Source organism: Peribacillus tepidiphilus (assembly GCF_009466385.1).
Taxonomy (GTDB): domain Bacteria; phylum Bacillota; class Bacilli; order Bacillales; family DSM-1321; genus Bacillus_BN; species Bacillus_BN tepidiphilus.
Genome location: NZ_WIAQ01000017.1, coordinates 62778 through 84171, shown reverse-complemented (window position 1 = coordinate 84171; position 21394 = coordinate 62778). Strand labels below are relative to the sequence as shown.

The 21394-nt window shown below is 38.3% G+C and carries 16 protein-coding genes; 3 read left to right on the top strand and 13 right to left on the bottom strand.

Translation table 11 applies throughout. The features are described 5' to 3' along the window. The 5 genes from GD441_RS10705 to treP form a co-directional block, all read right to left on the bottom strand. Nucleotides 1-1308 carry an ATP-binding protein gene (locus tag GD441_RS10705; RefSeq protein ID WP_153126426.1) on the bottom strand — a complete coding sequence of 436 codons (1308 nt, stop codon included), beginning with the start codon at nucleotides 1306-1308 and terminating at the stop codon, nucleotides 1-3. 555 nt (nucleotides 1309-1863) lie between these two features. Further along, nucleotides 1864-3327: a sodium/proline symporter PutP gene (gene putP, locus GD441_RS10700; RefSeq protein ID WP_153126425.1), complete on the bottom strand. Its 1464-nt coding sequence runs from the start codon at nucleotides 3325-3327 to the stop codon at nucleotides 1864-1866. Nucleotides 3328-3608: 281 nt separating this feature from the next. Beyond that, the gene (gene treR / locus GD441_RS10695; RefSeq protein ID WP_153126424.1) at nucleotides 3609-4322 is read right to left on the bottom strand and encodes a trehalose operon repressor; all 714 of its coding nucleotides are present in this window, start codon (nucleotides 4320-4322) and stop codon (nucleotides 3609-3611) included. Nucleotides 4323-4342: 20 nt separating this feature from the next. Then, a complete protein-coding gene (gene treC, locus GD441_RS10690) occupies nucleotides 4343-6031 on the bottom strand; it encodes an alpha,alpha-phosphotrehalase (RefSeq protein WP_153126423.1) in 1689 nt (562 codons plus the stop codon). A gap of 93 nt (nucleotides 6032-6124) precedes the next feature. Then, nucleotides 6125-7537 (bottom strand): PTS system trehalose-specific EIIBC component, encoded by a 1413-nt coding sequence (treP, locus tag GD441_RS10685; RefSeq protein WP_153126422.1) that lies wholly within the window; start codon nucleotides 7535-7537, stop codon nucleotides 6125-6127. A 293-nt stretch (nucleotides 7538-7830) separates the two neighbouring features. On the opposite strand from treP, the gene brnQ reads away from it, so the two are divergent. Next, the gene (brnQ, locus tag GD441_RS10680; RefSeq protein WP_153126421.1) at nucleotides 7831-9168 is read left to right on the top strand and encodes a branched-chain amino acid transport system II carrier protein; all 1338 of its coding nucleotides are present in this window, start codon (nucleotides 7831-7833) and stop codon (nucleotides 9166-9168) included. A 248-nt stretch (nucleotides 9169-9416) separates the two neighbouring features. Next, entirely contained in the window at nucleotides 9417-9959 is a 543-nt protein-coding gene (locus tag GD441_RS10675; protein WP_153126420.1) for a 3D domain-containing protein, read from the top strand. Between the two features lie 73 nt (nucleotides 9960-10032). On the opposite strand, the gene GD441_RS10670 is transcribed toward GD441_RS10675, so the two are convergent. From GD441_RS10670 to GD441_RS10650, 5 genes are all read right to left on the bottom strand, one after another. After that, nucleotides 10033-11016, bottom strand: coding sequence for a Gfo/Idh/MocA family protein (locus tag GD441_RS10670; RefSeq protein ID WP_153126419.1), 984 nt, complete (start codon nucleotides 11014-11016; stop codon nucleotides 10033-10035). Between the two features lie 244 nt (nucleotides 11017-11260). Then, on the bottom strand, nucleotides 11261-11587 hold the full coding sequence (locus GD441_RS10665; RefSeq protein ID WP_153126418.1) for a hypothetical protein: 327 nt from the start codon (nucleotides 11585-11587) through the stop codon (nucleotides 11261-11263). 657 nt (nucleotides 11588-12244) lie between these two features. Further along, nucleotides 12245-14077, bottom strand: a complete 1833-nt coding sequence (locus GD441_RS10660; RefSeq protein WP_153126417.1) for an ABC transporter ATP-binding protein — start codon at nucleotides 14075-14077, stop codon at nucleotides 12245-12247. Next, nucleotides 14058-15794 carry an ABC transporter ATP-binding protein gene (locus tag GD441_RS10655; RefSeq protein ID WP_153126416.1) on the bottom strand — a complete coding sequence of 579 codons (1737 nt, stop codon included), beginning with the start codon at nucleotides 15792-15794 and terminating at the stop codon, nucleotides 14058-14060. The genes GD441_RS10660 and GD441_RS10655 overlap by 20 nt, the downstream gene beginning before the upstream one ends. A gap of 475 nt (nucleotides 15795-16269) precedes the next feature. Next, nucleotides 16270-17631 carry an aspartate kinase gene (locus tag GD441_RS10650; RefSeq protein ID WP_153126415.1) on the bottom strand — a complete coding sequence of 454 codons (1362 nt, stop codon included), beginning with the start codon at nucleotides 17629-17631 and terminating at the stop codon, nucleotides 16270-16272. Nucleotides 17632-17832: 201 nt separating this feature from the next. On the opposite strand from GD441_RS10650, the gene GD441_RS10645 reads away from it, so the two are divergent. Then, entirely contained in the window at nucleotides 17833-18945 is a 1113-nt protein-coding gene (locus tag GD441_RS10645) for a M20 peptidase aminoacylase family protein (protein WP_191992155.1), read from the top strand. Nucleotides 18946-19009: 64 nt separating this feature from the next. Here the strand turns inward: GD441_RS10645 and GD441_RS10640 are convergent, their stop codons facing one another. From GD441_RS10640 to GD441_RS10630, 3 genes are all read right to left on the bottom strand, one after another. Next, nucleotides 19010-19804, bottom strand: coding sequence for a GNAT family N-acetyltransferase (locus tag GD441_RS10640; RefSeq protein WP_153126414.1), 795 nt, complete (start codon nucleotides 19802-19804; stop codon nucleotides 19010-19012). Between the two features lie 157 nt (nucleotides 19805-19961). Next, nucleotides 19962-20684, bottom strand: a complete 723-nt coding sequence (locus GD441_RS10635) for an amino acid ABC transporter ATP-binding protein (protein WP_153126413.1) — start codon at nucleotides 20682-20684, stop codon at nucleotides 19962-19964. Then, nucleotides 20681-21337: an amino acid ABC transporter permease gene (locus GD441_RS10630; RefSeq protein WP_153126412.1), complete on the bottom strand. Its 657-nt coding sequence runs from the start codon at nucleotides 21335-21337 to the stop codon at nucleotides 20681-20683. The genes GD441_RS10635 and GD441_RS10630 overlap by 4 nt, the downstream gene beginning before the upstream one ends. Between the last annotated feature and the right edge of the window lie 57 nt (nucleotides 21338-21394).

The window sequence follows — 21394 nt, the reverse complement described above, 5'->3', positions numbered from 1 at the left end:
TTAACTCCTTTGTCGCGGCTCCTTATATAGCGGCAGTCTAATGTGGACAGTTGTTCCAACATGAGGCATACTTTCAAACTCAATTGCCCCGTCATGTCGTTCAATAATTTTATAACAAACGGCCAGTCCTAGACCAGTCCCGTTTTCTTTTGTCGAAAAAAACGGCTCCCTGATATGCTTAAGACGTTCTTTATTCATCCCGATTCCGTTATCCTTTATTATGGCATATGCATATTGGTCTTGCTTTTTTAATAGGATATCAATGCTGCCTTTTTCTTTAATAGCTTCAAGACTATTTCTGATAAGGTTGATAAACACTTGTTTTAATTGATTTCGATCTCCATTAATCCAGATCGGACCGTCACTTTCTTCGTGGATCGTCAATTCTGCATTAACCATATTAGCTTGTGCTTCCATTAAAACGAGCACTTGCTTGACGATCTCTTTTAAATCCTCTTGTTTATAATGAACCTCCTGTTTTTTTCCTAAAATGAGCATTTCAGATGCAATCAGGTTAATACGGTCAACCTCTGATAGCATAATCTCCAAATAGGAGGGATTTAAAGTGTTTGTATCCTTCATAAGTTGAATAAATCCACGTAGTGATGTTAAAGGATTTCTGACTTCATGGGCTACTGCTGCAGCAAGGTGTCCGATGGCACTCATTTTTTCAGAGGAAATCATCAATTCTTCTTCTCTTCTGTAATTCGTAATATCTCTTGCGATTGCGAATAAACCAATAATTTCATCATCTATAATGATTGGTAAGAGAGTGACCCGAACAATTTTATTCTTCTGATTAAAATCTTTTATGTGTAGTTCAAACTTTTTTGCACTGCCCGTTAATACTTCTTGAAAATATTTTCTGCATTTTGTTAAATCCCTTTTAGAAATAAATTCTGTTACTGTTTTGCTTTGAAAATACTGAAAAGGAATACCGATAATCTTCTCCCCTTGAGGATTGGCTGCAATCACTTTTCCTTCCCTGTCTAATTCAAAAACACCATCTGGATTATGATAAAAAAGTGACTGATAATGTTGATTGCTTCTTTGTAGTTGATGTTCTTTTTCTAACAGCTCATTTTGAGATTGTATGAGATGTGCTGTTCTTTTATAAATCATGATATACAGAATAATTCCTGTAATAAAGATATAAAACCATCCTTTAGTTCTTTGAAACAAGAAATAGTCCTGTAAACTTTTATAAGCAATCCCTATAGAAAATTGATCTGTGACGATGATCCATGCAACTCCGATTATGACGTAGACTAGGAAAATTTTGAAGGCTATTTTGTGAGGATGAGACATTGTTGTTATCACCTTTAAAAAGTTAGTTTTATTGGTACGGTTGTTAAAGCATTCAGATCATCTTTTTCAAAGGCTGTTTTCGTAAAATTTTTGCTTTTTTATTGTAATTTAACGACACTCTCTGAGTTGATTGTAGCGAAGGGTACTTGACTCCTCGAAAATGCATTCGCATTTCCTTCGTGCGGTGTTTATTCGAGGAAGCTTTTTCAATGTCCTGCGGGAAAAAGAGGAAAGCGGGAGACCCCACAGGCGGTACGCCGAGGAGTGACATCCCTCCCCGCGGAAAGCAAGTGCCTCTCGCTGCAATCAACACACAAACTTTAAAGTCTAAAAACAACAATCTTTACGAAAACAGCCCTTTCAAACAATCTTCTCGTGATATTTTACCCCAAAAGAAAGCCTTAGAGTAATAATTTGAAAACTTTTTCACAAGCTAACATTTTATGTCACATGATTAATGGGTATTACATTTCAGCTGTGGAATAAACGAAAAAAGTATATACAAAAAAACAGCGAAACGAGTCTTACATCCCATTTCGCTGTTTTTATCATTCGTTATGCTAGTTTTTTCACAGCTTCATCAAATTCAGCTTCAACTTTGGCAGATGGTTTGGCCGTAACTAAGCTGACGACAACGATGGCAATAGCACACGCAATAAAGCCTGGGATAATTTCGTAAACATCTGCAAATCTCTCAATGCTATCCCAGATGATTACAGTGGCTGCACCAACAATCATACCCGCTAGTGCTCCCCATTTGTTCATTCTCTTCCAGTACAAGCTTAAAATAACGACTGGTCCGAAAGCTGCTCCAAATCCAGCCCACGCATATCCAACAAGGTTAAGGATTGTTTCGTTTGGATTTAAAGCTAAATAAAGAGCAATCAAGGATACCACTAGCACAGATAAACGGCCGACAAATACCAATTCTTTATCTGATGCATTTCTCTTAATAAATGCTTTATAAAAATCTTCCGTTAAGGCACTGGAAGTAACGAGTAATTGTGAAGAAATCGTACTCATCACTGCAGCCAAAATAGCTGCTAATAAGAAACCTGTTATAATGGAAGGAAACAAATCCTGAGCCAAAACGATAAAAATCGTTTCAGGGTTTGCAAGTTCAGCATTGTTTACACTGATATAGGCGATACCCAAAAGACCGGTAAACATAGCACCAACAATGGAGAAAATCATCCATCCCATTCCAATTCTTCTTGCGCTTTTCATCTCTTTAACAGACGTGATTGCCATAAAGCGAACAATGATGTGCGGTTGACCAAAATACCCTAATCCCCAAGCCAATAATGAAATAATTCCAATCACGGTAGTTCCTTGGAATGCTTCCAACAAATTCGGATCGATTGAACGAATTTCATCAAACGTTGTTCCTACACTACCAATATTTGCGATGGTTACAGCAGGTACAAGAATTAGAGCAATAAACATAATCGTACCTTGGACAAAATCTGTCCAACTTACCGCCAAGAACCCCCCAAAAAGTGTATAGGCAATAACAACACTAGCCGTGATCCAAATTCCTAGTGTATAATCCATATTAAATGCCTTTTTGAATAGCTCTCCACCTGCAACCATACCGGATGATGTATAAAATGTGAAAAAGATTATAATAACAATGGCTGAAGTGATTCGTAAAATGCGCGATGAATCTTTGAAACGGTTTTCAAAATAGTCTGGAATGGTAATAGAGTTATCTGCTACCTCAGTATATGTTCTTAAACGAGGAGCAACAAATAGCCAGTTCAAATATGCACCAATTGTCAGTCCAACGACAATCCAGCCTGCACTTAAACCGCTAGCGTACATTGCACCCGGAAGCCCCATCAAAAGCCAGCCGCTCATATCAGAAGCTCCAGCACTTAATGCCGTTACAGCCGGTCCCAGGTTTCGACCGCCAAGCATGTAGTCAGATAGATTGGAAGTGCGCTTATAGGCAAAATAACCAAGCAGCAGCATTCCAATCATATAAACGGCAATAGAAAAAATAACCCCATACTCCATAAAAAATCCCCCTTTGTTCGACAAAAATCTAAGATTCCTGTCGATATATATAGAAAATTCTACATAATTAGAATACCAAGAAAACTTTCATTTGTTAAGTTTTTTATATTAGGAAAATTTTAGATCCGCTTTTTATAAGAATTCTTTTTATTTTTTTAACCATTAAAACTATCTTATTAATAATAAATAATGAAAATCAAAATATCTTAAAAACATGGATTGGTTTACATTGCTAAATGAAAAAACCACAGGTTCAAGCCTGTGGCATATTAGATCTTTCCTTATTTCCTTCTTGCAAAATCAACAAACCTAAACTTATCAGGTCTATGACGGGATTCCGTGTATTGAAAAAGACTAGCATCATCCAAATACACAAAGTTTTTAACAACAACTATATTGTGAAAACCATCTAAATCCAAAAGTTCACGATCCTCTTCAGAAGGTTCTTCTACTGTGATTTCTTTCTTAGCAAAGCTAATCACAAGACCAAGTTCTTTTTCAATATATTCATAAATGGAGGATTGGCATATTTCCTCACTCAAAAACGGAATATGCTTTTTCAAAAGAAAATCTTTGTCTAAAATGATTTTCTCATGATTTAACTCTCGTACGCGAATGACCTTCCACACTTGATCCTTCATGGAAGCTTTTAATTGTTCAGCAAGATAAGCATTTGCTGAAATTTCCGCTAGCTGTATGACATGTGTTTTTACAGGCTGTCCCATTTTTTCAGAAAGCTCTTTGAAGCTCACAAGCCCTGAAATGGGAAAGTTAAATTTTTTAACATCTAATACGATCGATCCCTTCCCTTGAACTTTATGGATGTACCCGTGTTCTGAAAGAAGCTTTAACGCTTTGCGGATTGTCTCGCGTGACGTTTGATACATCTCGGTCAGCTCGTTTTCAGAAGGAAGCAAAGCACCCGGTTGTATACGACCATCTTGTATTTGTGCTGACAAGTCTTCATAGACTTTTATAAATTTGTTTTTCACCATTTATCACCAATTTTATTTTATCACTTCTTGATAGCATGATAAACGATGGACTCGTATGGTTTAAGTGAAAGAGTACTATTAAATGCTGGCGGTAATTCATAATTGGAAATTAAATTTTTCACCTCAGTCCCTTTTAAATCCTCCACAACCTTCTCTGGCAGCCTCACTTCCGTCTCATTTCCGTAAAAATTATTAATGACTAACAATATTTCGTCTCCATACGTTCTTTTATACACAAATGCTTCTGGATGATCCTCCAATAAAAGCTCATAATCACCAAATGTAATAATATCAAGCTCTTTTCGAAGCTTAATCAGCTTTTGATAATGATAAAAAATCGAATCCTTATCGATTAAAGCTTTTTCTGCATTGATTTCTTTATAGTTGGAAGCAACAGGAATCCAAGGTGTACCCTCAGTAAACCCGGCATTTTTTCCATCGTTCCATTGAACAGGCGTCCGGGAATTATCACGAGATTTTCTTTTGATAATTTCCATCACTTCTTCTTCAGATTTACCTTGCCCTTTTAATATCTTATAATAATTCAGCGTTTCCACATCACGATATTGGTCAATGCTGTCAAACTTCGGATCCGTCATTCCGAATTCTTCTCCTTGATAAATATAAGGAGTGCCCTGCATCAAGTGGATGACCGTAGCTAGCATTTTGGCGCTTTCTTTATGGAACTCTCCATCATTTCCGTAGCGAGTTACAACACGTGGTTGGTCGTGATTACACCAGAATAGTGCGTTCCAACCTCCACCTTTGTTCATTTCTACCTGCCACTTTGAAAGAATTCGCTTAAGGGAAAGAAAATCCATCTCTCCGATCGCCCATTTTTCCCCGTTTGGATAGTCAACCTTCAAATGATGAAAATTAAAAGTCATGCTCAGCTCTTGATTCTCTGGCTTCGTGTAACGAATACAATGGTCAATGGTCGTTGAGGACATTTCACCAACCGTCATGCTGTCATATTTAGAAAACACTTCTCGATTCATCTCATGGATAAATTCATGTACTCTTGGGCCATCTGTATAAAATCTTCTGCCGTCACCAGGAGGAACAGAACCGTCATCATTCGAGAATGCTTGGTCTTTGGATATTAAATTGATGACATCTAACCGGAAGCCGTCGACACCTTTCTTAAACCAGAAATGCATCATATCATATACTTGCTTACGAACCTCTTCATTCTCCCAATTCAAATCAGCCTGAGTTACATCAAACAAATGCAAGTAATATTGTCCGGTCTTTTCGTCAAATTGCCATGCGGAACCTCCGAACTTTGATACCCAATTGTTTGGCTCTTTGCCGTCCACAGGATCTTTCCAAATATAATAATCCCGATAAGGACTGTCTTTTGATTCTCTCGCTCTTTTAAACCATTCATGCTCAGTAGATGTATGGTTGACGACAATGTCCATAATAATCTTTATTCCCCTGACATGAGCTTCCTCCACCAGCCGATCAAAGTCCTCCATCGTCCCATACTCGTGATGAATGGAAAAATAATCACTTATATCGTATCCATTATCCTTTTGGGGAGAGGCATAAATCGGGGTCAGCCAAATGACATCTACTCCAAGCGTCTTCAAATAATCAAGTTTTTCTATAATCCCTTGGAGATCTCCAACACCGTTTCCTGTCGTATCATTAAAGCTCTTTGGATAGATTTGATATACAACTGCTTTTCTCCACCATTCTTTCATGCTAAACACCACCTGTTGAATTTTCAAAAAATACACACTAAATGAAGGAAGCCGCTGTAAAAAAACTTTTACCAACGGCTTTTTCTTTTAATATTAGTTCTTTTTATATTTTGCAAAAACAAAGGTCAGAACAAATGGAACAATAATAGCAATTCCCATTCCAATGAAAAACGGTACCCATTTTTCTGGAACAATAGAGAAAAATGCTGGTAAGCCTCCAACGCCGATTGAAGGTGCCATTACTTTATTTAATGTGATAAAAATTGCTGCGATTGCCGAACCTGTCATAGCTGCAAAAAATGGATAACGGAAGCGAAGGTTCACACCAAACATTGCAGGCTCTGTAATGCCTAAATAGGCAGAGATGGCTGAAGAAAGGGAAAGTCCTTTTAGCTTCTCATCTTTCGTAGCAAACATCATAGCAAGAGCTGAAGAGCCCTGAGCAATGTTGGAAAGAGCAACGATCGGCCATAAGAATGTGCCACCTATGCTACCAATTAACTGCAGGTCAATCGCCAGGAACGTATGGTGCATACCAGTAATCACTAGAGGTGCATAAAATGCTCCGTAAATAAGACCTCCAATAACAGGAACGGCGTCAAAAATTCCTGTAAATAAGTCTGTAATCGCATTACCAATTGTGAATGTAATAGGACCAATTGCAATGAATGCTAAGAATCCAGTAATCAATAAAGAAACGGGTGCCACCACTAATAACTTTATTGAATCAGGCACTCTTTTCGTTAAAAAGACTTCAATTTTTGCCAAAACATAAGAAGCAATTAAAATCGGCAAAACTTGTCCCTGATATCCTACCTTTTCGACATCAAAACCAAAAAGATTCCATGTAGGGATTTCTCCAGCAGCCTTCGCTTCTGCATATCCCCACGCATTTAATAATTCTGGATGCACAAGCATTAATCCTAATACAATCCCGAGCAGCGGACTACCACCGAAGCGTCTTACTGCTGACCAACCAATCAAACCAGGCAAAAACACAAATGCCGTATTGGCTATTAAATTGATAATACCAGCGAAGTCTTTCCATTGAGTATGAACTTCAACAACGGATTTTTCATCATAGAAGATTCCCGGTCCTGTTAAAATATTATTGATTCCCATCAGTAGACCTGCTGTGACAATGGCAGGAAGAATTGGGATAAAGATATCAGCCAAAGTCTTAATGGCTCTTTGAAGCGGATTCAGGTTTTTCTCCGCTGCCGCTTTTGTTTCTTCCTTAGTCGATTTACCGATACCGGTGAGATTAACCATTTCGTTAAAGACTTTATCAACCGTTCCTTGTCCAATCACAACTTGAAATTGACCGTTCGTAGAAAAGGAACCCTTCACCAAATCAATGCTTTCTAATTCTTCTTTCTTTACTTTCTTCTCATCATGTAAAGCGAAACGCAGACGTGTAACACAATGTGTAGCTGAAGCAATGTTTTCTTTGCCACCAATCGCTGAAACAATTTGTTCTGCAGCTTGACGAAGATTGTTTGCCATCGCTTTTCCTCCTCTGATAACGTTTTCATTTTCATGAAAAAAAATCTATCGTATTAACTTGTATATACAAGATAACGTACACTCGTATCATAACTTGTATATACATGTTTGTCAACACATGATGCTTTGAAACAATAATTATTATTTCAAGAGCACTAATTTTTTCTTTATTAATGAATTTTCAAGGATTAAAATGTTCAAATAGAATACAATTATTATTTTCAGAAAACTCTGGTCAAAAAAAAGAATTCTTGTTATACTTCAAAAATAATTGTCAAGAAAGGATTTTTTAGATGGGAAAACATCTTAAGAAAAAACAGCTTTTATTTATTAGTTTTATGCTTTTTTCCATGTTTTTTGGGGCAGGGAATTTGATCTTCCCGGCATTTTTAGGAAGGGCTTCTGGTACGGAGCTATGGTACTCTATAGGAGGCTTTATATTATCTGCTGTTGGTCTTCCCATCTTAGGGGTATGGACCGTTGCTAAATTTGGAAGCTTTAACACACTGGCCAATCGGGTACATCCTATGTTCGCTCTTGTATTTCCTTTTCTCATTTATATTTCAATCGGACCTGGACTCGCAATACCAAGAGCCGGTACAGTTGCGTTTGAAATGGGTCTGAAACCCTTTTTGCCAAGCCAAGTAAACGAAACGTTTTCGCTAGTAGCGTATTCCATCGTTTTTTTCAGTCTGGTGTTATGGCTTAGCCTGTCTCCTTCGAAGCTTGTCGATCGTTTCGGGAAGCTATTGACACCGACACTTTTGGCTCTGATTGCTATCATTTTCGTAAAAAGCCTCATCACTCCGATTGGGATTTTCTCAAGACCAATGCAGCCTTATAACGAGGCGACATTTTTCAAGGGATTCTTGGACGGCTATTTAACAATGGATTTATTGGCTTCCCTTGTTTTTGGAATTGTGGTGGCAAGGACAATCCGTTCACAAGGTGTAGAGGATTCGCAGTTACTTTCTAAATACATGATGATTGCAGGCTTAGGAGCTGGCATCCTGTTAGCCATTATTTATAGCATCCTTGGATATTTAGGAGCCTCAAGCGGAAATGTCGGTGAAGCAGATAATGGCGCAGCAGTCTTGACCATTGTAATGTCTGAGCTTTTCGGGTCTATAGGAATCGGAATCCTTGGAATCCTGTTTACTATTGCTTGTTTATGTGTTTCGATCGGTCTTGTCATTTCATGCAGCCAATATTTCTCCTCTATTATAAAAATGATGTCTTATAAACAATGGGCAATCACCATTACAATTGTAAGCGGACTGATTGCAAATCTTGGATTAAACAAAATCCTAACGATTTCCGTCCCAATATTAGGGATGATTTATCCTCTTGCCGTCGTTCTCATTTTTATCGGTCAATTTGACCATCAGATTAAAGGGAACAAAGCCGTTTATTTCTTTGGTATTCTTTTTACAGCCGTTTTCAGTGTGATCGAAACGATCAACAAGTCCCTTCTCTTAGGGAAATGGGATTCAATTTTAAAAACGATCCCTTTTTACAGTCTTGGAGTTGGCTGGATTCTTCCAGCACTAATCGGAATAATGATTGGATTATCTATTACATTCGCTGGTAGAAAAAGAAGGCTGTCCAATAGACCTCAAACCACCAGATAAAGAAAAAACATTACCTAATATTAGCTAACTTAGTAGAAGGAGGATAACATGGATTCTAGTTATCCTCCTTTTAGTTTGTAAAAAATATATTACTTGCACATTCTAGTTTCCTCTTTTTTCACCCTTTCTATTAACCACTGTTAAACTCTTTTAATGTTTTTGTAAAACAATTAGTACCTGATTGAAACATAAATGAAACATTTACTTGGTAAGGTATACATAGGTTTTTTAGAAAAGGGGAAACTGTTTTGAAAAAATTCATTGTGACTCTATTAACTTGTGTTCTACTATTATCTCTATCTACATACAAATCAGAAGCTGCTGCCTCTACATACCGTGTCCAGTCTGGTGACACACTTTATAGCATTGCGAAAAAGCATCGTTTAACGGTGGCACAATTAAAAAGCATGAATAAACTGAAAAGCAATGTCATTAAACCGAATCAAGTGTTAAAGGTAGCTGCGGTAAAATCCGCCTCTTCAACGAAGCCTTCTGGTTCATACAGGGTTTTGAAAATGACAGCAACTGCCTATACTGCTAGCTGTAAAAGCTGCAGCGGCATCACTGCAACAGGATTGAACTTAAAGAAAAATCCTAATCTTAAAGTAATCTCAGTTGATCCAAAGGTCATTCCTCTTGGAACAAAGGTATATGTGGAAGGCTATGGATATGCGATTGCTGCTGATAAAGGCAGTGCCGTACGAGGAAATAAAATTGATGTATTTATTCCAAACAAAAAACGCGCTTTACAATGGGGTAAGCGCACAGTAACAGTTCGAATCTATAAATAATGAAAAAGGTTGACTAGTAAAAGTCAGCCTTTTTCATATTGTAGTCATTATGTCATTTACTCTCTTTATATGCTTATTTCTCTACATCAAATAGAATGCCATTTTGTCTTCTTGCTTTTTCTGTAATCATCAATACTGCTCTGCTCCATTTTTTATACTCTTCATACGCTTTGTAATCTTTTTCTTTGACCATTCTTACAAACTCTTCTATTTCATATTTCATATCATTCTTTGATTGCTCCTCGGCAACCTCTACTGTCTGTCGAGTTTTATTCTCTACAAATTGAATAGAATTGATCGGTGCCACATGATCAACAACCAGCGTCCCTTTTTCTCCATGTATTTCACTTGGGATGTAGGATTGGGAGATTTTCGAGCATAGCACCGTGCAAACAAATTCATCGTATTGCATAATAAGTGTTCCACTCCCATCAACTCCGCTTGATAACACCACAGGTGTATAGTGGATCTCCTTCGGTTCTCCAAATAAGGCCACTGCCACTGAAATAGGATACACACCTAAGTCTACTAGAGCCCCTCCTGAAAATTTCGGCGAAAAAATATTAGCTACTTCACCATGTAAAAAAGCATCATACCTAGATGAATACTGTAGATAATGGAGAAGAGCACTACGTATCTTCCCTATTTTTTCTAGATTATCTTGTAAAATCTTAAAATTGGGCGAATGAACATTTCGAATGGCTTCCATAAGGAAGACTCCATTCTGCTCAGCTATTTTAAATGCTTCATCCAGCTCTTTTACATTTGAAAACATAGGCTTTTCACAAATGACATGCTTTCCATTTTCCAAAAATATCTTCGCATGCTTAAAATGCATGGAGTTAGGAGAAGCAATATAGACGGCTTCTATTTCTTCATGTTGAGCTATTTTTTCTAAATCATCGAAATATAATGCAATCCCATTTCGAGCTGCAAACTCTTTCGCTTTTTCTTCAGATCTTGAAAAAACCGCAGCAGGTTCAAAAACATTAGCCTCTCTAGCAGCTGTAATAAATGCTTCTGTAATCCAACTAGTTCCAATCGTTGCAAATTTCATGGCGTACCTCTTTTCTGATTCGTTTTCTCTCTTTAACTAAAATAAACTAAAATTGAAATCTAGTACCGTTTATTTACATGTTTCATTATACCTAAATATCCTAAAAAACCCAAAACAAACACTTAAAAAAGGCTGCCCCAAAATAGTAAGCCAGACATCCTTCGTTTATTTCATACCGGAAAACTATTTTTCCAATATGAAATACTGAAATCCACTCACTTTGGGACAGCCTCTTTATTCATTTTTATTTACATTGTAGGAATGAAATCGCAACTTTTTTTGGTAAATCATCTTGCTCTACATCCATCTTTTTGACTCTTTCACAAGAGGTTAGCTCATATGAAAAATCGATCACATCTTGCGGAATGACGTTTTGCTCTTTCAGCTTAGCAAACAATTTTTCCATTGCCTCATCCGGATCCATCTCATTTTTTGTGTCATTATCAACAAACCCCTCTACACATGTATGCACCATGTTATCGTAGATTTTTTCTTCTACAAAAACAAAATGAACATTTAACAATTCTTCTACTTCTTCATGATCTAATTCAATAATGGTTGTAATATTCATAAAAACACCCACCTGCTCTAATTTTATACAATTAGATCATACCACTAATATTTCAAAAAAATCCCTAATGAATGTAAACATTGTTTGAAATTTTCACAAAATACTTATGAGCTTTTTCTTGCTTTTTCTTTTTCAATCTCAGCTTTTTTCTTAACTTTTAACGGATTTGCAGCATCTTTTGTTGACAAATTGACCAAAGAATGAGAAACTAAAATTTCTCACCCAATCCCTATTGAAAGGTGGAAACGAAATATGAAAATGGATGGCATTTCAAATTTCGTTTGGGAAAGAACTTATTCTCACTGGATCGGCTTCGGAGCCGTAAGGATGTAAGAGAGGTAGGGCTTACGTCGTTTAGGTTCATCAAACGACTATTTGAATATCACCGCGGCAATTTTCATTAAAAAATTTTATTCATATAGAAGAATTTTCACTTAAAAAAGCATCCGCCTTTTCGAGGCGGATGCTTTAGAGTGTAGACAAAGTATATTTCATGCACTTTCAGACTGATTGAAAACGCTTGTCAGTCGAGGAACGAACCCGTGCGAGGAGCGGAGTTACCATAGACGGTAATGAGCACCGGAGGAGGGTTCGTGACGAAGAATGCGAGCGTTTGTCAACAGTCTGAAGCATCCGCCTTTTCGAGGCGGATGCTTTTTATTGATCCCTTTCCCTTCCACTTCGGTACAGATCAAAATAAAAGCCTTTCTTTCTAAGTAACTCTTCATGAGAACCTCTTTCAACAATCCTGCCTTCTTGTAAAACGAGGATCAGATCGGCGTTTTGAATGGTATTAAGCCGATGAGCAATGACAAAGCTGGTTCTGTTCTTCATCAAACGCTGCAGAGCTTCTTGAATTTTTAATTCAGTAATGGTATCAATGCTTGACGTTGCTTCGTCCAAAATAAGGATAGATGGGTCTGCCAAAATCGCCCGAGCAATCGATAATAGCTGCTTTTGTCCCTGGCTAATACCAGCTCCTTCTTGTCGCAAAACCGTATCATAGCCTTTCGGAAGCTTCATAATAAAGGAATGGGCATTAGCAAGCTTAGACGCTTCCATTACCTCCTCATCCGATGCGTTTAATCTTCCGTACCGGATGTTTTCCATAATCGTTCCGTGAAACAAAAAGGAATCTTGTAGTACGAATGCCATATGACGCCTTACACTCTCTCTTTTGTACAGATTCACATCTCTTCCATCCAGTAGAATGCTTCCACGATCACAGTCATAGAATCGGGACAACAAATGTAAAACCGTCGTTTTTCCTGCACCTGTAGGACCGACCAAGGCAACAGTACTCCCCGGCTTCACATGAAAAGAAAGGTCCTTTACTGTATGGGCTTCTTTTTCATACGAGAAAGACACCGATCGAAATTCTACTTCTCCTTTTACCGACTTAAGTTCTTTACGGCTCCCCTCATCCCAAGACTCTTCCTGGGTATCCAATACTTCAAACACCCGCTCTGCTCCTGCAACAGCGGATAAGAGCGTATTAAATTGATTAGCTAAATCGTTTAACGGGCGTGTAAACTGTCTCGAATATTCGACAAACACCACAATGACGCCAATTGAGATACTCCCTTTTAAAGCCAAGATGCCTCCTACACCAGCAATGACCGCAAAGCTAAGGTTGTTTAATACGTTCATCAGCTTTGGGATCAATCCTGAGTAAGTTTGGGACCAAAAGCCGGACAGTTTAAGCTGTTCATTTTTTTCCATAAAGTCACGAATCACCTTTTTCTCCTGTGAAAAGGTTTTAATGATTCGTTGTCCTGATATGGTTTCTTGAATATAGCCGTTAAGGCTGCCAAGGTTTTTTTGCTGCTCCTTAAATAGCTTACCGGTTCTTTTGGTGATCCACTTCATTCCAAAAAACATGGCAGGGATGATAAAAAGCGTCACAAATGCCAAAAGGGGGCTGAGCCAGACCATTACAACAATTGTACCTATGAGCATTATAGTACTTGAAAAAACTTGAATGACAGAACTGTTTAATGTACTGCTCACATTCTCTATATCATTTGTAATCCTGCTCATTAGCTCCCCTTGCTGTCGCTTGTCAAAATAAGATAGGGGAAGCTTATGGAAATGTTGGAACAATTGACTTCTCATAGAGTATACCGTTTTTTGAGCAATGCCTATCATCCAATAATTTTGTAGCCACAGTGTGAGAGAATACAATACATACACAACCACAAGTCCCAGCAATAGTTTTTTTAATCCATCCAATTGCTTTGTTACGATATATGAATCAATTGCTTTCCCAATCAAATAAGGTCCTAGTAGAGCAAGGGTAGTGCTGATTAGAACCATGATTAAAACCATGATAAAAAAGAATTTGTAAGCCGCAAGATTACTCCAAATCCTTTTAATCGTTGCACCAGTGTGTTTCGCCCACTGTATTTTCGTATTCCTTAATGCTTCACTATTGTTGTTCACATCCATTATTTTTGGATAGCGAAAGGGGCTACTTAGCAGTTTCCACATAGCTTTCCCCCTTTCCATTCTGTGATTCCCATATCCTTAAATAAAGGGGAGATTCTTTTAACAAAGTTTCGTGATTACCTTGAGCAGAAATTTCTCCTTCCTGAAGCAGCAGGATTTTATCAGCCTGCATGGCTGTGCTAATTTTTTGAGTGATGATCAGAGTGGTGCACGTATATTTTTTTAAAGCCATTAGAAGCTTGGCTTCGGTTTTTAAGTCTAGGGCACTTGTACTATCATCGAGCACCAAGATTTTAGGCTTTCTTACAAGCGCACGGGCAATCGCCATCCTTTGCTTTTGACCGCCTGATAAATTGACGCCTCTTTGTCCAATCTTCGTTTCGTATGTAAGGGGCAGCTTCATAATTGTTTCATGGATTTGTGCATCTTGAGCCGCTTCCATTAATTCATCCATGGTTGCCGTTTCTTTCCCCCATAAAATATTTTCCTTCACTGTGCCCGTAAAGAGAAATGCCTCTTGAGGAACAAATCCAATTGCCTCCCTTAAAGCTTCCTGACTATACTCACGAACATCTTTTCCATCCACCATAATCGCGCCCTCTGTTACATCGTATAACCTTGGTATAAGCTGAAAAAGGGATGTTTTTCCTGATCCGGTTCCACCCAAAATGGCCACCACTTCACCGGGTTTTATTGTAAAGTGAATGTCTTTCAGTACGTATTCTTGAGTACCTGGATAGCGAAAAGATACATTTTGGAAGGCTATATTTCCACTTTGAGGTCCTTCATGTAATGCATTCACACGATCGACTAAGTTCACCTCTGTATCAAGCACCTCTGTAATCCTGCCGGCAGAAGCCTTCGCTCTTGAAAAAGCCATGATGATAAAAGTGAAAACAGAAAGGGCAGAAGTAATTCGTGTCGCGTAATTGACAATCGCTACAATCTCGCCAACTTGTGCCCCTCCAGCATTCAGTTCGATGCTGCCAAACCAAAGCACTCCCAATATACTAACGTTCATTAGCAGTAGAAGGATTGGCATGGTAACCTCCATTAATCGAAGAACATACGTTGTTTGCTTCATTAATTTCTCATTCGCATCTGAAAACCTATTCGTTTCATGTTTTCTACGCAAAAAAGCACGAATCAGCTTCATACCAGCAAGATTTTCCTGCATGACACTATTTAGGATGTCAAGCTTTTCCTGTACCTTTCTAAATAATTCCCCACCTTTATTCATCAAATAGACTAGGAAAAAGAATAATAACGGAACCACCACCGCAAGGATCAATGCAAGTTTGACATGAACAACAAAGGCCATCACGAGCCCCCCTATAATCAATAACGGTGCTCGCATCATAATTCGCAGACTCATAAAGAGGGTATTCTGCAGCTGGGTGACATCATTTGTCATCCTGGTAATAAGAGAAGCTGAAGAGAACTTGTTAAAGTCGGCAAACGAAAAAGCTTGGACTTTTTCAAACAAAAAGCTTCGGACATCATACCCGTAGCTTTGACTTACATGCGCCGCATAAAAAGAATTCAAAATTCCGGATAGGAAAGCTATAAAAGAAAGGCCAACCATAAAGCTGCCCCACAGCAGAACCGTTTCCATATCCTTTTTCATAATACCTTCATCTATGATCTTTGCCATTAATAACGGCTGCCAAAGTTCTACTACAAGCTCAGTCAGCATAAAAAAAAGCGCTATTGTGATGGCTAATTTGTACGGTTGTAAAAACAGAAAAACTCTTTTCATCTATTCTCCTCCATATCCTTAGCCAATTCCGTGATGATTTTAATTCCTTTTCGATTAGGAAACCGAATATCTTGAAATAGTTATATTTATCATACAGTGTTCACTCAAATTTATAAATAATTACGGATTCTTTTTTTGGTAACAGACTTCGTTTTAATCAAACGTTTGATTAAAACCCTGATTGTTCTTCATCTAACGACTTTTCCTCCGAATATTTTTCAAATTTTGCATAATTTTAAATGTCCGGAAGAATAAAGAGGAATGTGTGTAAATGAATGAGTCTTATGACACCGAACAATCTATAATTTTGTAACTTGCGCAGCCTTCCTTCTCAGTAATCCCGCGAGCTTTCACAATAATCCCGCCAGTTCATGTATTAATCCTGCCAAACGTTACTATTACACTTTTTTAAGAAATCGGTTTTCAAAGAAAATAGACTCCACTTTCTCATAAGCGAAGTCTACATGTTAAAAATTTATACTGGCACTGCAGCAAAAAATTCATGATAAAGAGCTTGAACGGCTTTATGCTCATCAACTGCTTTTACGCCAAACATGATGCTCACCTCGGAGGAGCCTTGATTGATCATTTCAATATTAACTCCTGCACGAGAAAGGGCTTGAGAGGCTCGGGCTGTTGTTCCGACATTATGCCTCATCCCCTCACCTACCACCATCAGAAGCGCCAAGCCGTGCTCTACATGTACATCATCTGCCTGAAGCTCCTTTTTAATTCGATTCACAATGCTCTCTTCAGCTGCCTTATCCATTTGGGATTCTCGTAAAATGACCGTTACATCATCGATTCCAGAAGGGGTGTGCTCATATGAAACACCATGATCCTCTAAAATTTGTAGCAGCCTGCGCCCAAAACCGAGTTCTCTATTCATTAAATATTTACTTACATAGATGCTGCAAAAGCCCTTATCACTCGCAATTCCGATGACTGGACCATTTGTGTTGTCGCGTCTGTTCACAATTTTTGTCCCAGGTGCAGATGGATTGTTCGTGTTTTTCACATTTACAGGAATACCTGCACGATAAGCAGGAATGAGCGCTTCATCGTGAAAAACCGAAAATCCTGCATAGGAGAGTTCTCGCATTTCACGGTATGTTAATTCTTTAATTTCTTTCGGATTGTTCACGATGTTAGGATTAACAGAATATACTGCATCAACATCAGTGAAATTTTCATAGATGTCCGCCTTCAAACCGTGAGCTAGGATGGAACCGGTAATATCGGAGCCACTTCGTGAAAATGTGGCAATTTCACCTTCCTTTGTAAATCCAAAAAACCCAGGAAAAATGATGATACCTTCCCGATTACGAAGTTTATATAAGTTTTCGTAAGACTCCGGTAAAACTTGGGCATTTCCTGGTTCATCACTAACAAATAAGCCTGCTTCAAGTGGATTAACATACGAAGCCTTGATACCCATATGCTGAAAATAGGCGGCAATCAGCTTTGCATGATTATCCTCTCCGCTTGCTTTGACAGCATCCATATATTTATCCGGTTTGCTTCGGTCACTTTCTAACACTTCTAATAAATCATGTTCAATTTTCTTGATGATTTCATTGGATAAGTTAAGATCACTGGCAATGCTTTCATATCTTTCAAGCACAGCTCGAACAAGCTCTTTAGCCTCTCCGAACTTTACATATTGCTCGGCGCAGGCAATCAATAGGTCCGTTACTTTAATATCTTCAGAAAATCTTTTACCTGGTGCTGAAACCACTACAACTTTTCTTTCGCGATCTGATGTAACAATTCGGAATACCTTTTCCAGCTGTTCTCCTGTTGATAATGATGATCCTCCAAATTTAACAACTTTCATCTCTACACCCTCTAAACATTTAAAATATTCAGTCAAAATTTATGTTTTATTATCACCTTATTTTCTTAAAGATGCAAGACTTTTTTCTACATACCATGTACATTTGTCTTTTATACAAGGACTAATTGTTAAATTAGACAAAAAAGTTCTAAATTTTCTGGTATAATACTTGAATAGATATTGTTTAGGGGGTCCATCTTCTTGAGTACAGAGCTAACAGATTATTTACAACAGACATTTGAATATTTACACTCTAATCCGGAAATAAGCTGGAAGGAGTTCCAAACGACTTCTTTTATTAAAAAAGAACTAACTAAATTAGGATTTCACGTTCAAACCTTTGAGGACTGTACCGGAGTAATCGGTGAAATCGGAACGGGTAAGCCAGTAGTAGCTGTACGTGCGGATATGGATGCACTTTGGCAGGAGGTAGATGGGGAATATAAAGCCATTCATTCTTGTGGACACGATGCCCATATGACCATTGTTCTAGGTGTTGCCAAGAAACTTAAGGACTTATCCTTGGATGGTACTGTCCGATTGATTTTCCAGCCGGCTGAAGAAAAAGGAACCGGGGCTTTAAAAATGATTGAAAAAGGTGTAATCGACGATGTGGACTATTTATTCGGTGTTCATCTTCGACCTATTCAAGAAACTACTTTCGGTAAAGCATCACCCGCTCTATTCCACGGCGCTAACGCATCGTATATTGGAGAAATTATGGGAGATGATGCTCACGGCGCCCGTCCTCATCTCAATGTAAATGCCATTGAAGTGGGAATGCACATCGTAAGTGCGTTAAGTCATATTCATTTAGACCCTAGAATCCCTTACTCTGTAAAAATGACCCGATTCATCGCAGGAGGAGACAGCTCGAATATCATTCCTGGCCATGCATCATTCACTTTGGATTTAAGAGCTCAAACAAACGAGGCCATGGCTGAGCTAAAAGAAAAAGTTGAGCACATGATTTCTACTATAGCAACAACCTATCAAACTAACATTATAGTAGAGGAGGAAGCAGGAGTTGTAGCGGCACGTGTTCATGAAGAAGCTCAGCACATCATGCAGCAAGCGATTGAGAATATTTTGGGCGCCGAAAACATTGAACCACCTATCACTACTACTGGTGGGGACGATTTCCATTTCTATACAGTCCATAGGCCAGAATTAAAAGCAACTATGCTCGGCTTAGGATGTGACTTGAAGCCTGGACTTCATCACCCCAAAATGGTGTTTAAAACAGAAGCCATTTTAGATGGGGTGAATATCTTAACGGAAGCCGTAAAGCTTACTTTGAAGCAAAATTCATAATCCACTGCAGAAAAATGGGGACAAGCCGAATCAATAAGGCAAATCCCCTTTTCCTTTATTTTAACTAACGGTACATCGTCCACATACCAATATCTTTAAATCCGATCCGTTTATATATTCTTCCTGCTTCAGGATTATCGTAGAATAAGCATACTATTTTTCCTTCTGCCAGCACATCTTTCACAAGCTTTTCAACTACAATACTCGCCAAACCTCTTTTGCGATACTCCTCTTTTGTACAGACTCCCACAACCATCGCCGAAAGTGAGTTTTCTGCTGCCGTGGATGCAGCAGCAACCATTTTCTCGTCCATTTCCATATAGTAGGTTCTTGCAGTTTTCGTTTCTAAGCCTTTTATCAACATATCCCTTGCACTAGCATTCGGAACAAATTCTTTAATCGAAGCACGCAATGCTAACAGTTCGTCCACACCATCTAAATCTAGAATACGAACCGCGCTTTTATCTGTTTCACTTTCTACGAAGCTATCCTTTGTGCATTCGCAAAAATATGTAACTTGTTTTTTACCGAGCCGATCCGTCAAATAGGACTCCATCTGCTCAACAACTGTAGATATTCCGGAAAGTACAGCCATATCACCCTTCTCTCTTATCAGATCCACGAACCCTTTTACATCATAATAGGATTTCGCATAGGGAATGTAAGAATTATAGTAACGTAGCAACACAGCTCTTATATTTTCCTTGTCATCAAAATCTCCCCACAACTCCTGAAAGTCGCTTTCAAAGCTAAAGCCAAACGACTCGAGATCACCGATGATAAATAAATTAAGCGATGGTTCTCCTTTTAAAAAATCCATCACTATTTCATAATCTTTAGATTCTAATTTTCTAATCATCTAGAACTCTCCCCTTCTCCGAAGATGTTCCATTATTATACAATATGAAGATTATTTGTTCACTAAAAAATGAAAATTTTCAATAAATAAAACGAACCCTTTCATATAAAAAAACAGAAAGTCACTAGGACTCTCTGCTTTTTGTAAAATGGACGGATTATAAAACTTTACTTAAAAATAACTTCGTACGTTCCTGTTGTGGATTTTCAAATAATTCATTAGGAACGTTTTCTTCTACAATATAACCCCCGTCCATAAAAATCACTCGATCCCCTACTTCTCTTGCAAAGCCCATTTCATGCGTAACAACAACCATTGTCATACCTTCTCTGGCGAGTTGTTTCATAACTTCTAATACCTCTCCCACCATTTCAGGATCGAGTGCAGATGTTGGTTCATCAAACAGCATGATTTTCGGTTCCATTGCCAATGCTCTTGCAATCGCTACCCGCTGCTTTTGACCTCCCGACAAAGAATCAGGATAGACATTTGCCTTATCTTCAAGGCCTACCTTTCGAAGAAGCTCCAGCCCTTTTTTCCTGGCATTTTCAATAGGAACCTTTTTCACTTTTACTGGAGCTAGCATGATATTTTCAAGCACCGTTTTATGTGGGAACAAATTAAATTGCTGAAAGACCATTCCGACATCCATACGTATTTTATTGATGTCTGTTTTTTTATTGGCAATATCCTTGCCATCTATATAAATATGTCCAGCTGTAATGGTCTCCAATAAGTTGATACAGCGCAAAAAGGTAGATTTACCCGATCCCGATGGACCAATTACCACTACGACCTCCTGCTGCTTGATCTCAGCACTGATTTCTTTTAGTACTTCGTGATTTCCAAAGCTCTTCTTTAATTTTTCTACTTTGATCATTCTGTAGCCAACCTTCTTTCAAGACGATTTAGCAGGAAGCTTAAAGAAAGGGTAAGAAACAAATAAATAACGGCTGCAGTTAAATACGGTTCCCAAACCTTAAAATATTGTGATCCCATTGCTCTTGACCAGTACATTAGCTCAGGTGCAGCAACGATGGAGGCCAAAGAAGATTCCTTGATCAGCACGATAAATTCGTTTCCAAGCGGCGGTATCATTCTTTTGAAAGCCTGCGGAAGAATGACATACCTCATAGCTTGGGCGTGCGTCATACCTAATGAACGAGCTGCTTCCATTTGCCCGCGGTCAATGGATTGAATCCCAGCGCGAAAAATCTCTGCAATATAAGCTGCAGCATTTAACGATAGAGCGATAACAGCTGCCGCAATCCCATTCGTTTGTTCTATGAAAAAAGGTACGACACCAAAGTGGATGATGAGAATTTGAACAAATAAAGGTGTGCCGCGGAAAAAGGTGATATACGCGACAAAAGGAAAAGCGAGGATTTTGTTTTGAAGCATTTTTCCTATTCCAATAAATAAACCTAAAATGGTTCCAATCAAAATGCTGGCAATCGAAAGGCCAATAGTCAGCAAAGTCCCTTTTAAGAAAAAGGGTGTGTATTCTACAATGATGTCAAAATTAAAGCTCATTCATGATCCCCCTAGTCAAAACGGTAAGTACAAAAAATATAAGACACCTAGCTTCAA

What these genes read in the sequence shown, in the direction of transcription:
- GD441_RS10705 (WP_153126426.1), bottom strand. Translation starts at nt 1,308, where the DNA reads ATGTCTCATCCTCACAAAATAGCCTTCAAAATTTTCCTAGTCTACGTC.
- putP (WP_153126425.1), bottom strand. Translation starts at nt 3,327, where the DNA reads ATGGAGTATGGGGTTATTTTTTCTATTGCCGTTTATATGATTGGAATG.
- treR (WP_153126424.1), bottom strand. Translation starts at nt 4,322, where the DNA reads ATGGTGAAAAACAAATTTATAAAAGTCTATGAAGACTTGTCAGCACAA.
- treC (WP_153126423.1), bottom strand. Translation starts at nt 6,031, where the DNA reads ATGAAAGAATGGTGGAGAAAAGCAGTTGTATATCAAATCTATCCAAAG.
- treP (WP_153126422.1), bottom strand. Translation starts at nt 7,537, where the DNA reads ATGGCAAACAATCTTCGTCAAGCTGCAGAACAAATTGTTTCAGCGATT.
- brnQ (WP_153126421.1), top strand. Translation starts at nt 7,831, where the DNA reads ATGGGAAAACATCTTAAGAAAAAACAGCTTTTATTTATTAGTTTTATG.
- GD441_RS10670 (WP_153126419.1), bottom strand. Translation starts at nt 11,016, where the DNA reads ATGAAATTTGCAACGATTGGAACTAGTTGGATTACAGAAGCATTTATT.
- GD441_RS10665 (WP_153126418.1), bottom strand. Translation starts at nt 11,587, where the DNA reads ATGAATATTACAACCATTATTGAATTAGATCATGAAGAAGTAGAAGAA.
- GD441_RS10660 (WP_153126417.1), bottom strand. Translation starts at nt 14,077, where the DNA reads ATGTGGAAACTGCTAAGTAGCCCCTTTCGCTATCCAAAAATAATGGAT.
- GD441_RS10655 (WP_153126416.1), bottom strand. Translation starts at nt 15,794, where the DNA reads ATGAAAAGAGTTTTTCTGTTTTTACAACCGTACAAATTAGCCATCACA.
- GD441_RS10650 (WP_153126415.1), bottom strand. Translation starts at nt 17,631, where the DNA reads ATGAAAGTTGTTAAATTTGGAGGATCATCATTATCAACAGGAGAACAG.
- GD441_RS10640 (WP_153126414.1), bottom strand. Translation starts at nt 19,804, where the DNA reads ATGATTAGAAAATTAGAATCTAAAGATTATGAAATAGTGATGGATTTT.
- GD441_RS10635 (WP_153126413.1), bottom strand. Translation starts at nt 20,684, where the DNA reads ATGATCAAAGTAGAAAAATTAAAGAAGAGCTTTGGAAATCACGAAGTA.
- GD441_RS10630 (WP_153126412.1), bottom strand. Translation starts at nt 21,337, where the DNA reads ATGAGCTTTAATTTTGACATCATTGTAGAATACACACCCTTTTTCTTA.